The following is a 14,004-nucleotide window of genomic DNA, read 5'->3' on the forward strand; positions in this document are numbered from 1 at the left end:
ACTTCGTGCGAGCGTGTCGGCAGGATGTGCGTGTGTTCGCACCCGGTGCAGTGTGTGCACACCGTGTGCTCATGTGTCTGCGGGTGCGAGCGTGTGTCCGCAGGTCGTTGGCGTGTGTCCGCGGCAGGTGCACAGGTGCGATCGTCGGCTGAGTGACTCGGCTTTACATCACACGGGGACAGGCGTGCCGTCGGTGTCGAGCCGACAGGTCCGTACCACTGTTCCGACAGGTTCCCTGACCCACCACGCGCCCGTCTCGGCGCGCTCGGCGGGTGTTGTGAACCGGTAGTGGAACAGGCGTGCCCGCAGATGAGTGGGTGCGCGGCCTGCAAACGGGTCGTGGCGCAACAACCCACGGATCTGGGGGTCGCCTTCGAGTAGTTTCGTCACGAGCGCGGGAAGCCAGCGGCCCCCGTACCGCGACGACAACGACAGAAACCACAGCTGCCAGTCGAGCCGGAGATGGTAGGGAGCCACCTGGGGTGGACGTCGGTGCGGGTCTCCTGGCTTGCCCTTGAACTCGTACTCCTTCCACTCTGTCGTGGGCCCTGCCACATCGTCCTCGGCGCCCTCGATGATCACCTCGTACCGGTCGCGGGTGACGCTGCCGAACGCTCCGTAGGTGTTGACGAGGTGCAGCTGGTTGAAGCTGTAGTTCATGATCTGCCCGCGACCCAGCAGGTTTCTCACCGGCCAGTAGCTCAGCACGGCGACCACGGCCGTCACGGCGATCACGATCGCGCCGTACCAGAGCGGCGGTGCGGCGAGATCGTCCGGTGGCGGCACGCCGAGCATCGCACCATCGACAGCGGGTACGGCGAGCGTGATCGTGAGGGCGTTGAGCCACGAGAAGTTGCCGCTGATCATCAACCACCCCTGCGTGACGATCACAACGCCCGCGGCGGCACTCGCCGCGGGTTGCGGGGCGAAGAGGGCGAACGGCACCACCAGCTGGGCTCCGTGGTTGGCAGCGGCCTCCACCCGGTGCATCCAGGGCGGTAGATGATGGAAGTACCAGCTCAGCGGCCCCGGCATCGGTTGTGTCTCGTGGTGGTAGTACAGGCAGGTCAGGTCGCGCCAGCAGCGGTCACCGCGCATTTTGATCAATCCGGCGCCGAATTCGAGCCGGAACAGCAGCCAGAGCAGCAACCACAGCACCAGAGTGGGCACGCCGGTGTGCGCGGGCCCGAGGAAGATCGCGAGGAAGCCCGTTTCCAGCAGCAGCGACTCCCAGCCGAAGGAGTACCAGGTCTGCCCGACGTTGACGATCGAAAGATAGAGCACCCACGGCACCGCCCACAGCAGCAGGCACGCCCACACGGGCACGAGATCCGCCACACCGCCGAGCAGTACGGCCGACACGACGGCGCCAGTCATCGCCACCGCGGCGAAGAACCGGTCGGAGTAGTGGGCGTGGAACAAGCTCGGCGAGCGGCGGAAACCTACCCTGGCCAGGAAGTCGGGGATCGGGAGAAGGCCGTGTTCGCCGAGCAGTGCACGGAACTGGTTCAGTGCGCAGACGAACGCGACCAGATACCAGATGGCCAGCAGCTTCTGGAAGACCAGCCGCGAGCTCCAGTAATCGTCGGAGGTGAACCAGTCCCACGACATGCTGCCCGCCGGCCTCCTTCCACGACGGGACTGCCCGCCGCGTCTACGTCGCCGTCGTGGCCTCCGTCCGCAGTGAGGAGGCCTCCTTGGCCAGTGTCTCAATGCGGGCGTAGTCGCGCGTCGCGAGCGCGTTCGTCGGCGTCAGCCACGATCCTCCGACGCAGGCCACGTTGGGCAGCGTCAGGTAGCGCGGCGCGCTGCTCGGGGTGATGCCACCCGTGGGGCAGAAGCGCAGGTTCGGCAGGGGACCTCCGATGGCCGACAGCGCGGCCACACCGCCGCTGGCCTCGGCGGGAAAGAACTTCAGCCTCTCGAAGCCCCGCTCGGCCAGCCGCATGGCTTCGGACACGGTGGACACGCCGGGCAGCACGGGGAGCCCGGTGTCCGAGGCGGCGTCGAGCAGCGCGTCGGTGGTTCCCGGAGTCACGAGGAACGCGGCTCCCGCGTCGGCCGCTGCCCGCGCCTGGTCAGGGGTGACCACGGTGCCCGCGCCGATCACCACGTCCGGAACCTCTGCCGAGACCCTGCGGATCGCGTCGAGTGCCGCGTCGGTGCGGAGTGTCAGCTCGACGACCGGCACGCCGCCTGCGTGCAGGGCGCGTGCCACCGGCACGGCCTGCGCGGCATCGTGAAGCACCACGACGGGCAGCACGGGGGAGAGAAACAGGAGATCGTCGGTGTTCATGCGGTTTCCTTCACGTCGGCAGGGTTCTGCGGGGTTGCGATGGTGTTCCGAGTGGAGGAACCGCCGGGAAACGTCCCGGCGTCACCGGACTCCGTGCCGAACACGCTGCCACCGAGATCGGCGGGCCCCACAGCGTTGCGGAGGGCGGCGAACAGTTCGCGCCCGTTGCCGATCCACTCCTCCGGAGATGGTGGTGTGGACGGTCGGCGGGCCGCCAGTGTGGCCGCGTCTACGAGGACGTCGAGTTCGCCCGTCTCGGCATCGAGGCTGATCAGATCGCCGTCCTCCACTCTGGACAGCGGTCCACCGATGGCGGATTCCGGCGTCACGTGGATGGCCGCGGGGACCTTCCCCGAGGCGCCGGACATGCGGCCGTCGGTGAGGAGGGCGACGCGGTGTCCCCTATCCATCAGGACGCCGAGGGCGGGGATCAGAGCATGCAGCTCGGGCATTCCCTTGGCCCGGGGTCCGTGGTCACGCATCACCACGACGACGTCGCGGTCGAGTTCGCCCGCCCGGAACGCGGCCGTGAAGGCGTCCTGTGAGGAGAAGACCCGCGCGGGCGCGCGGACGGCGCGATTCTCCGGCGCCACGGCGGAGACCTTGATGACGGCGCGGCCGAGGTTGCCCGACACCATGCGCAATCCGCCCTCGGGTGCGAACGGGTTGTCCGCGGTGCGGAGAACGGTGTCGTCGAGCGTCGCCGTGGGAACCTCTCGCCAGGTCAGCGTGCCGTCTTCGAGTACCGGTTCCTGCCGGTACCGGTCGAGTCCCTTGCCCGCCACGGTGTTCACGTCGGGATGCAGCAGGCCCGCGTCGAGGAGTGTTCCGACGAGGACCTGAACACCACCGGCGGCGTGGAAGTGGTTGATGTCCGCGCTTCCGTTGGGGTAGACGTTCGCCAGCAGGGGGACCGCGGCCGAGAGGTCGGCGAAGTCGTCCCAGGTGAGCTGAATGCCCGCCGCGGCAGCCACGGCCACCAGGTGCAGGGTGTGGTTCTGCGATCCGCCGGTGGCGAGGAGCGCGACGATTCCGTTGACGATGCTGCGTTCGTCGATGACGTGGGCGAGCGGTGTGTACTCGGGGCCTTGCGTGATTTCGACGATGCGGCGGGCGGCCTGCTCGGTGAGTGCCCTGCGCAGCGGTGTGCCGGGATGCACGAAGGTGGCGCCGGGCAGGTGCAGGCCCATCACCTCGACGACGAGCTGGTTGGAGTTGGCTGTGCCGTAGAAGGTGCAGGTGCCGGGGGAGTGGTACGCGGCAGCCTCGGCGTCGAGGAGGTCCTCGCGGGTGGCCTTGCCTTCGGCGTAGAGCTGCCGGATACGGGCCTTCTCCTTGTTGGGTAGGCCCGAAGGCATGGGGCCTGCGGGAACCAGCATGGCGGGGAGGTGCCCGAAGGCGAGTGCGCCGATGAGCAGCCCCGGAACGATCTTGTCGCACACGCCGAGCAGCAGTGCGCCGTCGAACATCTCGTGGGAGAGCGCGACGCCGGTGGCCATGGCGATGACGTCCCTGCTGAACAGCGACAACTCCATGCCGGAACGCCCCTGCGTGATGCCGTCGCACATCGCGGGGACGCCGCCTGCGAACTGGGCCACTCCGCCGGCTTCCCTGGCAGCGGTTTTGATCCACGCAGGGAACTCGTCGAGCGGCTGGTGTGCGGACAGCAGGTCGTTGTAGGACGAGACGATCGCGATCCCGGGTTTGCGGGCTTCCCTGACGGCGAGCAGGTCCGGGCCTGAGCACGCGGCGAAGCCGTGAGCGAGGTTGCTGCATCCCAGTCCCGCTCTCACCGGCCCTTCGGCTGCGGCGTTCTCGACCCTGGCGAGATAGGACCGGCGTGTGGCGGCGCTGCGCTCGGCAATGCGGTGGGTGATGTCGGCGATGGCTGGACGAAGGCTCAACGGCGTGTTCTCCGGTCGCTTCACGGCGGGTGGCAGGGACACGAACTGACTACTCAGAGTGAGTGATTCAGGGGACGGGACGGCGTCGTCGGCGTCGCGACCGTGTGGCAACTCGCACGATACAGCGCAGCGCCAGGCCAACAAAATCGATACAGTAGCGAATGATGAGTGATCTCGATCACGTCAAACGGTAGGGGTGTGCTACTTGTCACACCTGTGGGTCCCGGGGCAGAGTCGGGCGGTGTCGGACACGGACAACGAATTCGGAGGGTGATCATGTCCAGTGCCGAGATGACGGAGCTACGCAGAGCGATCGGGCAGCTGCGGCAGTGTGTGGGCGCGCTGAGGGCCAGGTACGGCGAATCGTCGGCCGTGCGCCGGATCGTCAACGACCTCGATCGGCTTGACATCGACGCCGAAGACCTCGCGCACATGCCGCCGGTGCCTGCGCAGGCGACAGGGCCGAGGCCCGACGTCGTGAAGATCCCCGACGCCCCGTACGACCCCGCGCTGTGGAAGGGCGCGGACGACGAAGGCGTGGGTGGTTACCAACGTGACCAGCACTGACCACTCGAACTCCAGCGAGGCCGCGAACCCGGATGGCACCAGCGCCATGACGGGGCGCACCCGCGTCGCGCTCACCGGGCGCACCCTGCGCACAGACCGCTGGTGGGTCCCTCCGCTGTTCACCACGCTCGGTCTCGCCGCGTTCGTCGTCTACGCCACCGTCCGCTCGTTCATGCGCGAAGGGTATTGGGACGCGGAACACCACTACCTGACGCCGTTCTACTCGCCGTGCCTGAGCGATTCGTGCGTGCCGGGGTCGAGTCATTTCGGCACGCCGATCGGTGAGCTGCCCGGGTTCATCCCGCTGGCGTTCCTGTCGCTGCCGTTCCTGCTGGGGTTCCGGCTCACCTGCTACTACTACCGCAAGGCGTACTACCGCTCAGTGTGGTTCGCGCCTCCGGCCTGTGCGGTCGCCGAACCGCACGCCCGCTACACGGGTGAGACGCGGCTGCCACTGATCGTGCAGAACGTGCACCGGTACTTCTTCTACGTCGCGTTCGTGATCACTGTGATCAACACCTACGACGCGATCGTGGCCTTCGACGGCGAGCGCGGTTTCGGCATCGGGCTCGGCAACGTCGTGTTGCTGGTCAACGTGTTCTTCCTCTGGTGCTACACGCTCTCGTGTCACTCGTGCCGGCATGTGACGGGCGGCAGGTTGAAGCACTTCTCGAAGAACCCCGTCCGTTACCGGATCTGGACACAGGTCAGCAGGCTCAACGTGCGGCACATGCAGTTCGCCTGGATCACGCTGGGGACGCTGGTCCTCACCGATCTCTACGTGTGGCTCGTCTCGACGGGCACCATCTCCGACCTGCGCTTCATCAACTGACAATCCCGCGAAGCCGTGCGGTGCGCGGAAAGCCCGGCGCGGCGGACGAACGAAGGTGGCCAACTTTCCATGACCGAGGTCGAACGGCACAGCTACGACGTGGTGGTGATCGGTGCCGGTGGTGCGGGTCTGAGAGCCGTGATCGAGGCGCGGCAGCGCGGACTCTCCGTCGCGGTGGTGTGCAAGTCGCTGTTTGGCAAGGCGCACACCGTCATGGCGGAAGGCGGTTGTGCGGCGTCGATGGGCAACGTCAACCCGAACGACGGCTGGCAGGTGCATTTCCGCGACACCATGCGCGGCGGGAAGTTCCTCAACAACTGGCGCATGGCCGAACTGCATGCCAAGGAGGCTCCCGACCGCGTCTGGGAGCTGGAGACCTACGGCGCGCTGTTCGACCGCACCGGTGACGGCAGGATCAGTCAGCGCAACTTCGGCGGTCACACCTACCCTCGGCTGGCGCACGTCGGCGACCGCACGGGGCTGGAGCTGATCCGCACGATGCAGCAGAAGATCGTGTCGCTTCAGCAGCAGGACCACGCCGAGTACGGCGATTACGAGGCCAAGCTCAAGGTGTTCGCGGAGTGCACGATCACCGAACTGCTGACCTCGGACGGAGCCATCGCGGGCGCGTTCGGCTACTGGCGTGAGTCGGGGCGGTTCGTGCTGTTCGAGGCGCCGGCTGTCGTGCTCGCCACCGGAGGCATCGGCAAGTCGTTCAAGGTCACCTCGAACTCCTGGGAGTACACCGGCGACGGGCACGCGCTGGCGCTGCGGGCGGGGGCCGCTTTGATCAACATGGAGTTCGTCCAGTTCCATCCCACCGGCATGGTCTGGCCGCCCAGCGTGAAGGGCATCCTCGTCACGGAGGGGGTCCGAGGTGACGGCGGTGTGCTGCGCAACTCCGAGGGCAAGCGGTTCATGTTCGACTACGTTCCCGACGTCTTCAAGGGGCAGTACGCGGAGACCGAGGAGGAGGCGGACCGCTGGTACGACGATCCCGACAACAACCGGCGGACGCCCGACCTGCTGCCGAGAGACGAGGTGGCAAGGGCCATCAACACGGAGGTCAAGGAAGGCCGTGGTTCACCGCACGGCGGGGTCTTTCTCGACATCGCGAGTCGCATGCCTGCCGAGGAGATCAAGCGGCGGCTTCCCTCGATGTACCACCAGTTCGCCGAACTCGCCGACGTGGACATCACGGCCGAGCCGATGGAGGTCGGGCCCACCTGCCATTACGTGATGGGGGGGATCGAGGTCGATCCGGACACCGCGTCGTCGAGCGTGCCTGGCCTGTTCGCGGCAGGTGAATGCTCCGGTGGTATGCACGGTTCCAACCGGCTCGGCGGCAACTCGCTGTCCGATCTGCTCGTCTTCGGTCGCAGAGCCGGGCTCGGGGCCGCCGATTACGTCGATTCGCTCACCACGCGGCCCGCGGTGTCCGAAGTGGATGTCGCGGTGGCCGCGCGGGCAGCGTTGGCGCCCTTCGACCCACCGCGCGACGGCCAGAAGGCGGAGAACCCGTACACGTTGCAGTCCGACCTGCAACAGTGCATGAACGACATGGTCGGCATCATCCGCACGGCCGACGAGATGGAGGAGGCGCTCAAAAAGCTGGGCGAGATCCGGGGCAGGCTGCGCGCGGTCACCGTCGAGGGGCACCGCCAGTACAACCCCGGCTGGCATCTGGCGCTCGACCTGTGCAACATGCTGCTCGTCAGCGAATGCGTGGCACGGGCCGCGTTGCGCCGTACGGAGAGCAGGGGCGGGCACACCCGCGACGACTACCCGATGATGGACGCCCGGTGGCGCAACACCCTGCTCGTGTGTTCGGCAACCGGCGACGAGGCTCCGATTCCCCGCGTGGAGGTCATTCGCAAGGAGCAGGAGCCGATGCGGGCCGACCTGCTCGGCCTTTTCGAGCTCCGCGAGCTGGAGAAGTACTACACCGGCGAGGAACTGGCCGACCATCCGGAAAGGACGGCCTGACATGGGTTACGAGGCGAAACTGAGGGTCTGGCGCGGCGACGACGGCGCCGGTGAGCTTCGCGACTACACCGTCGAGGCCGAGGAGGGCGAGGTGGTGCTCGACCTGATCCACCGGTTACAGGCCACTCAGGCACCCGACCTCGCCGTGCGGTGGAACTGCAAGGCGGGCAAGTGCGGGTCCTGCTCCGCCGAGGTCAACGGCAGGCCGAGACTGCTGTGCATGACCCGGCTCTCGGTGTTCCGCCGGGAAGAAGTCATCACCGTCACTCCGATGCGGACATTCCCTGTGGTACGCGACCTCGTGACGGACGTGTCCTACAACTACGTCAAGGCGCGCCAGATCCCGTCGTTCACCCCGCCACCGGAACTCGAACCCGGCGCGTACCGCATGCAGCAGGTCGATGTGCAGCGGTCACAGGAGTTCCGCAAGTGCATCGAATGCTTCCTGTGCCAGAACGTCTGCCACGTGATCCGTGACCACGAGGAGAACAAAACCGCCTTCGCGGGCCCACGGTTTTTGATGCGCATCGCCGAACTGGAAATGCACCCGCTCGACGCGGCCGACCGCAGGGACGAAGCGCAGACGGAGCACGGACTCGGCTACTGCAACATCACCAAATGCTGCACCGAGGTGTGCCCGGAGAACATCCACATCACCGACAACGCGCTGATCCCGATGAAGGAGCGTGTCGCCGACCGGCGTTACGACCCGGTGGTGTGGCTGGGGAACAAGCTTTTCCGGCGGAAAAGGTCGTGAGGTAACGCTCGCGCGCAGCGCAGAAGGCCGCCGTCACCCGGTTCGGGCAACGGCGGCCTTCTCATGTCGAGGCAGGTCAGGCAGGTTTGCCGTCGGTGAGGACGCCTTCCTCGGTTTCTGCCGTGACATCCACCGGAAGAGCCTTCTTGCTGCGGCGGTTGCGGGACTCCAGCCACTTCGCCACGCCCGTCAGCGCGAGGCACATGACGATGTACATGGCGCCGACGACGATCGTGATCGGGATGAGTGGCCGGTCGAACTCGATGATGCTGCCGAGGTAGCGGGCGTAGCGCAGCAGTTCCTCGTAGGTGATGAGGAAGCCCAGCGCGGTGTCCTTGAGCAGCACCACGAGCTGGCTGATGATGGCGGGCAGCATCGCACGCAGGGCCTGCGGCAACAGCACCAGGCGCATCACCTGCGTCTTGCGCATGCCGACCGCGTACGCGGCCTCGCTCTGCCCCTTGGGCAGCGACAGGACACCCGCGCGGAACACCTCGGCGAGCACCGAGCCGTTGTACAGGGTCAGGCCGAGCACCACCGAGTAGAACGGCGCGCCCAACGCGAGCCCGTAGTGGAAGAAGAAGATCATCACCACGAGCGGGACGGCGCGGAAGAACTCGACGATCGTTGTCGCAGGGATGCGAAGGAAGGCGTGATCGGACAGCCTCGCCGCCGCGAAGACGGCGCCGAACACGAGCGCCAGCACGGCCGCGACCGCGAAGGCGCGCAGGGTGTTGAGCAGCGCGTCGAGGAGCTCCAGCTGGATCTGTTCGTAGAGGATCCACTCCCAGATCTGGGCGTCGAACTGACCGGCTTCGGCGAATTTGTAGACGATGTAGGCGATGATCGCCGCGACGGCGAGCACGCCGACGACCGCGTAACCGCGATGCCGCACTCGCGCCTTCGGTCCGGGGACGTCGAAAAGAACGGCGCTCATCGGGCCACGCTCCAGCGCTTCTCGAGGCTGCGTTGCAGCAGGGTCAGCGGAGTGATCAGGATGACGAATCCGAGCGCCACCCACAGCAGGCCGACCATCACACTGTATCCGCGCTCCGAAAGGTAGTTCTGGATCGCTCCGGCCTCCACGACCGAGAACCCGGCCGCGATCGTGGTGTTCTTCAACAGCGCGATGAACGTGCTGACCATCGGCGGCACCACGGAGCGCGTGGCCTGCGGAAGGATGATCTGGCCGAGGGTCTGGCCGAACGTCAGACCGATGGCGCGGGCGGCCTCGGCCTGGCCGACCGGCACCGTGTTGATGCCCGATCGCACGACCTCGCACACGAAAGCCGACGTGTACACGGTCAACGCCACGACGGCGGCCCAGAAGTACGACAGATCGAGGATGTCCAGCAGCGGGTAGGCGAAGACGAAGAAGAAGAACAGCAGCGTCAGCGGCGTGTTACGGAACAACGTCACGTACGCCGTACCCGCGGCGCGCAGGATCGGAACCGGGCTCACCCGCAGCATCGCCAGGATCGTGCCCAGCACCAGCGAGCCGATCGCCGAGAAGACGAACAGTTTGATGGTGTTGAGAAAACCCGGCCCATACAGGTCGAGGTTGTCCAGCAGTACGTCCATGTTTCCCTCGGTGGTGCGGGGACAGATGGGGCTTTCCACACACGCGGCCCCCGGTGGTTCCGCCGTGGCGGCGGATCACCACCGAGGGCCGGTGGTCGGCGTCAGTAGCGATCGACTTCCGGCATGTCGGCCTTGTTACCCGACCTACCGAGCGTGGCGTCGTAGATCTCCTGCCACGTGCCGTCCTCCATGGCCTCTTCCAGGATGTCGTTGACCTTGTCCCGGAGAGCGTCGTCGTCCTTCGGCAGGCCGATGCCGTAGGGCTCCTCGGAGAACGACTCGCCGACGACCTTGAGCTCGTCGGGCTGCTGGGCGGCGTAGCCGAGGAGGATGGCGTCGTCGGTGGTGACAGCGTCAACCTGGCCGTTGAGCAGTTCGTTGACGCACTGCGAGTACGTCTGGAGTTCGACGATGTTGCCGGACTCGGTCAGGCCCTCGTCACGAACGCGCTGGATCGGGGTGGACCCGCTCACAGAGCAGACCTTCTTGCCCTTGAGGTCGTCCTTGCCCTTGATTTCGTTGTCGTCCTTGGCGACGAGCAGGCCCTGGCCAGCCACGAAGTACGGACCCGCGAAGCTGATCTGCTGCTTGCGCTTGTCGTTGATCGTGTATGTGCCGACGTAGTAGTTGACGTCGCCGTTGATGATGGCCTGCTCGCGACCGGCGGAGGGGACGGCCTTGTACTCGATGGACTTCGGGTCGAAGCCGAGCTTGGCCGACACGAGGCGGGCGATCTCGACGTCGAAGCCGCTGAACTCGCCCGTGGTCGGGTCCTTGTAGCCCAGGTTCGGCTGGTCCTCCTTGACGCCGACGACGACGTGACCGGCCTTCTTCATCTTCTCGAAGGTCGGGGAGCCCTCGACGGTGACGTCCTTGGCCACCTCATAGCTCAGGGCAGGGGTGTTGCCGCCGTCGCCGTCCGAGCTGCCGGTGTCGGACGGCGCTCCTTCCTTGCCGCATGCGGTGAGCGCGAGGCCCGCGGCCAGCAGTCCCACCGTCAGGGTGCGGATCTTCATGTGCACCTCTCCTGTTTCCCGGTTGAGGCGGCCCACGCCGCCACGACATGTGTCAGTGAGTGAGGATCTTGCCGAGGAAGTCCTTCGCGCGCTCGGATCGTGGCGCGGTGAAGAACGAATCCGGGGTCGAATCCTCGACGATCTCGCCGTCGGACATGAACACGACACGGTGGGCGGCCCTGCGGGCGAAGCCCATCTCGTGGGTCACCACGAGCATCGTCATGCCGTCCTCGGCGAGTTCGGTCATCGTGTCGAGAACCTCCTGGACCATCTCGGGGTCCAGCGCGGAGGTCGGCTCGTCGAACAGCATCACCTTGGGACGCATCGCCAGCGCCCTCGCGATGGCGGCCCGCTGCTGCTGGCCGCCGGAGAGCTGAGCGGGGTACTTCTGCGCCTGGTTGGCGATCCCGACCCGATCGAGCAGGTCCATGGCCGTCTTCCTGGCTTCCTCGGCGCCGACCTTGCGGACCTTCATGGGCCCGAGCGTGACGTTCTCGAGGATCGTCTTGTGCGCGAACAGGTTGAACTGCTGGAAGACCATGCCGACGTCCGCGCGGAGGGCGGCGAGCGCCTTGCCCTCGGCAGGCAGCGGTTTCCCGTCGATGTGGATCTCACCGGAGTCGATGGGTTCGAGACGGTTGATCGCGCGGCACAGCGTTGACTTGCCGGACCCCGACGGCCCGAGGACCACGACGACCTGCCCTCTCGGCACCTCGAAGTCGATATCCCTGAGCACATGCAGGTCGCCGAAATGCTTGTTCACCGCCGCCGCCTTGATCATCGGCGGTGCTGGCGTCGCGGTGCTCATCTGACCTCCATCACACGGCAAGCCGCGGGTCGCGGGTTGTCACGGGCAACACCCGGATTTAACACCTTCGGGGCAATCCGGCGTGCTCTTTGAATCAAAAAGCAACCTTAAGTGTCCGCGAGGGTGATCATGGGCCACCCCCGCCATAGCGTTATCGAACTCTAACGAGACAGGCCCGCCCGGACGCGGTGAGGTGCCGAAATGCCGTTGACCTACCCTGGCAGACGTGACCCGGACCTACGCGATCCGCACCTTCGGGTGCCAGATGAACGTGCACGACTCGGAGCGTCTCGCCGGTCAGTTGGAGGACGCGGGATACGCGCTCGCCACGGACGGTGAGGACCCTGACATCGTCGTGCTGAACACCTGCGCGGTGCGCGAGAACGCCGACAACAAGCTCTACGGGCACCTCGGCCACCTCCGCGCTGCCAAGTCGGCGAAGCCGGGGATGCAGATCGCGGTGGGAGGCTGCCTCGCGCAGAAGGACCGCGGTGAGATCGTGCGGCGGGCTCCGTGGGTCGATGTCGTCTTCGGCACCCACAACATCTCCTCCCTTCCCGTGTTGCTGGAGCGGGCCCGGCACAACGCCGAGGCGCAGGTCGAGATCCTCGAATCGCTCCAGACCTTCCCCTCAACACTGCCCGCGCGCAGGGAGTCCGCGTACTCGGGCTGGGTGTCCATCTCCGTCGGCTGCAACAACACGTGCACCTTCTGTATCGTGCCGTCGCTGCGGGGGAAGGAGCGCGACCGGCGTCCCGGGGAGATCCTCGCCGAGGTCGAGGCCCTCGTGGCAGAGGGTGTTCTCGAAGTGACGCTGCTGGGGCAGAACGTCAACTCCTACGGTGTCGAGTTCGGTGACAGGCTCGCCTTCGGCAAGTTGCTGCGAAGCTGCGGTTCCGTGGAGGGATTGGAGCGGGTGCGGTTCACCTCGCCGCACCCGGCGGCCTTCACCGACGACGTGATCGACGCGATGGCCGAGACCTCGAACGTCTGTCACCAGCTGCACATGCCGTTGCAGTCGGGCTCCGATCGGGTGTTGAAGGCGATGCGGCGCTCCTACCGGTCGTCGCGCTTCCTCTCCATCCTCGACAGAGTGCGGGACGCGATGCCCGACGCGGCCATCACCACCGACATCATCGTCGGGTTCCCCGGCGAGACCGACGAGGACTTCGAGCAGACCCTCGATGTCGTGCGGCAGGCGCGGTTCTCGAGTGCCTTCACCTTCCAGTACTCGCCTCGCCCTGGCACACCCGCGGCCGAGATGGACGGCCAGGTACCGAAGGAGGTTGTGCAGGAACGCTACGACCGGCTGGTGGAACTGCAGAACGACATCGCATGGCAGGGGAACAAGGCGCTGGTCGGCAACACGGTCGAACTGCTCGTCGCGATGGGCGAGGGGCGCAAGGACGCGGAGACACAGCGGATGAGCGGCCGTGCCCGCGACGGCAGGCTGGTGCACTTCACCCCGACCGGCAGCGCCGTCGATCGGGAGATCCGGCCGGGTGACATCGTGGAGACCACGATCACCTACGCGGCGCCGCACCACCTTGTCGCCGACGGCGATGTCCTCTCGCACCGGCGCACCAGGGCAGGGGACAACGTGGAGGCCGGGCTGCGGCCGAAGACCAAGGGCGTCAGCCTGGGATTGCCCACCTTCGGTGCCGCGCCGACGGCACCGCCGGGTGCGGTGGTGGCTGATCCGGTGACTGTGCAGGCGGGAGGGTGTGCGCTGTGAGCGACGAAGCCAGATCGGCGTCCGAGGGGCGCACCGGAGACGGTGGGGACCTCGACGAACTCGCCGCGGACGTCGATGCCACCCTCGGTAAGGCTGTACGCACCGTGGAGTTCGGGCGGCGCGGTTTCACCATCGCGGTGTTCGTGTTCCTCCTGCTGATCGGCTTCGTGCTGCCGTGGGTGGACGGCCGCCCCGGCTGGCAGGCACTGCTCGGAGACGCGGGTGCGATCCCGCAGCTGTTCGCGGCGACGTCCACCGGCTTCGGTGTGCTGGCCTCGACGCTGGCGCTCGCCACTCGCCGGTGGTGGCTGACCTGGGTGTGCGCCACCGGCGGGTGGTTCGCCTTCGTTGACGGCATCCTCGCCGTGTGGTCGCAGCAGTCGTCGGGCGTCAGCGGTGTTCCAGGAGCAGGCCCCGGCATCGGCCTCGTCATCGCCTGTGTCGCGATGGGCGTGCTGGGATTCCAGTGGATGAAGCTCGCCTGGTCGAGGCACTGAGTGGTGGGGAGCGGCGCCGCTCCCC

At 66.8% G+C, this 14,004-nt stretch carries 13 protein-coding genes; 6 read left to right on the forward strand and 7 right to left on the reverse strand.

Features of this window, described 5'->3' with window-relative positions; all coding sequences use genetic code 11:
• Positions 1 to 168: 168 nt before the first annotated feature.
• The 3 genes from SACXIDRAFT_RS16780 to edd are packed head-to-tail and all read right to left on the reverse strand — an operon-like array spanning position 169 to position 4,224.
• Positions 169 to 1,611 (reverse strand): lipase maturation factor family protein, encoded by a 1,443-nt coding sequence (locus tag SACXIDRAFT_RS16780; RefSeq protein ID WP_006239803.1) that lies wholly within the window; start codon positions 1,609 to 1,611, stop codon positions 169 to 171.
• Positions 1,612 to 1,654: 43 nt separating this feature from the next.
• On the reverse strand, positions 1,655 to 2,296 hold the full coding sequence (gene eda, locus SACXIDRAFT_RS16785) for a bifunctional 4-hydroxy-2-oxoglutarate aldolase/2-dehydro-3-deoxy-phosphogluconate aldolase (RefSeq protein WP_006239804.1): 642 nt from the start codon (positions 2,294 to 2,296) through the stop codon (positions 1,655 to 1,657).
• Positions 2,293 to 4,224, reverse strand: coding sequence for a phosphogluconate dehydratase (gene edd, locus SACXIDRAFT_RS16790; protein WP_408640390.1), 1,932 nt, complete (start codon positions 4,222 to 4,224; stop codon positions 2,293 to 2,295). Before edd ends, eda begins: the two co-directional genes overlap by 4 nt.
• 252 nt (positions 4,225 to 4,476) lie before the next feature.
• On the opposite strand from edd, the gene SACXIDRAFT_RS16795 reads away from it, so the two are divergent.
• From SACXIDRAFT_RS16795 to SACXIDRAFT_RS16810, 4 genes are all read left to right on the forward strand, one after another.
• The gene (locus SACXIDRAFT_RS16795; RefSeq protein WP_006239806.1) at positions 4,477 to 4,767 is read left to right on the forward strand and encodes an Rv0250c family protein; all 291 of its coding nucleotides are present in this window, start codon (positions 4,477 to 4,479) and stop codon (positions 4,765 to 4,767) included.
• 46 nt (positions 4,768 to 4,813) lie between these two features.
• Positions 4,814 to 5,599, forward strand: coding sequence for a succinate dehydrogenase subunit SdhC (gene sdhC, locus SACXIDRAFT_RS16800; protein ID WP_040922732.1), 786 nt, complete (start codon positions 4,814 to 4,816; stop codon positions 5,597 to 5,599).
• Between the two features lie 69 nt (positions 5,600 to 5,668).
• Positions 5,669 to 7,585 (forward strand): fumarate reductase/succinate dehydrogenase flavoprotein subunit, encoded by a 1,917-nt coding sequence (locus SACXIDRAFT_RS16805; protein WP_006239808.1) that lies wholly within the window; start codon positions 5,669 to 5,671, stop codon positions 7,583 to 7,585.
• Between the two features lies 1 nt (position 7,586).
• A complete protein-coding gene (locus SACXIDRAFT_RS16810; protein ID WP_006239809.1) occupies positions 7,587 to 8,342 on the forward strand; it encodes a succinate dehydrogenase/fumarate reductase iron-sulfur subunit in 756 nt (251 codons plus the stop codon).
• Positions 8,343 to 8,418: 76 nt separating this feature from the next.
• On the opposite strand, the gene SACXIDRAFT_RS16815 is transcribed toward SACXIDRAFT_RS16810, so the two are convergent.
• The 4 genes from SACXIDRAFT_RS16815 to SACXIDRAFT_RS16830 form a co-directional block, all read right to left on the reverse strand.
• Positions 8,419 to 9,279, reverse strand: a complete 861-nt coding sequence (locus SACXIDRAFT_RS16815) for an amino acid ABC transporter permease (RefSeq protein WP_006239811.1) — start codon at positions 9,277 to 9,279, stop codon at positions 8,419 to 8,421.
• The gene (locus SACXIDRAFT_RS16820; RefSeq protein ID WP_006239815.1) at positions 9,276 to 9,923 is read right to left on the reverse strand and encodes an amino acid ABC transporter permease; all 648 of its coding nucleotides are present in this window, start codon (positions 9,921 to 9,923) and stop codon (positions 9,276 to 9,278) included. The genes SACXIDRAFT_RS16815 and SACXIDRAFT_RS16820 overlap by 4 nt, the downstream gene beginning before the upstream one ends.
• A gap of 101 nt (positions 9,924 to 10,024) precedes the next feature.
• Positions 10,025 to 10,939, reverse strand: coding sequence for a glutamate ABC transporter substrate-binding protein (locus SACXIDRAFT_RS16825; RefSeq protein WP_006239816.1), 915 nt, complete (start codon positions 10,937 to 10,939; stop codon positions 10,025 to 10,027).
• 52 nt (positions 10,940 to 10,991) lie between these two features.
• On the reverse strand, positions 10,992 to 11,720 hold the full coding sequence (locus tag SACXIDRAFT_RS16830) for an amino acid ABC transporter ATP-binding protein (RefSeq protein WP_198284385.1): 729 nt from the start codon (positions 11,718 to 11,720) through the stop codon (positions 10,992 to 10,994).
• A 253-nt stretch (positions 11,721 to 11,973) separates the two neighbouring features.
• Between SACXIDRAFT_RS16830 and miaB the strand changes: the two genes are divergently transcribed.
• On the forward strand, positions 11,974 to 13,482 hold the full coding sequence (gene miaB, locus SACXIDRAFT_RS16835) for a tRNA (N6-isopentenyl adenosine(37)-C2)-methylthiotransferase MiaB (protein ID WP_006239818.1): 1,509 nt from the start codon (positions 11,974 to 11,976) through the stop codon (positions 13,480 to 13,482).
• Positions 13,479 to 13,979 carry an Rv2732c family membrane protein gene (locus SACXIDRAFT_RS16840; RefSeq protein ID WP_006239819.1) on the forward strand — a complete coding sequence of 167 codons (501 nt, stop codon included), beginning with the start codon at positions 13,479 to 13,481 and terminating at the stop codon, positions 13,977 to 13,979. Before miaB ends, SACXIDRAFT_RS16840 begins: the two co-directional genes overlap by 4 nt.
• Positions 13,980 to 14,004 lie beyond the last annotated feature (25 nt).

It is taken from the genome of Saccharomonospora xinjiangensis XJ-54 (assembly GCF_000258175.1).
Lineage (GTDB): Bacteria > Actinomycetota > Actinomycetes > Mycobacteriales > Pseudonocardiaceae > Saccharomonospora > Saccharomonospora xinjiangensis.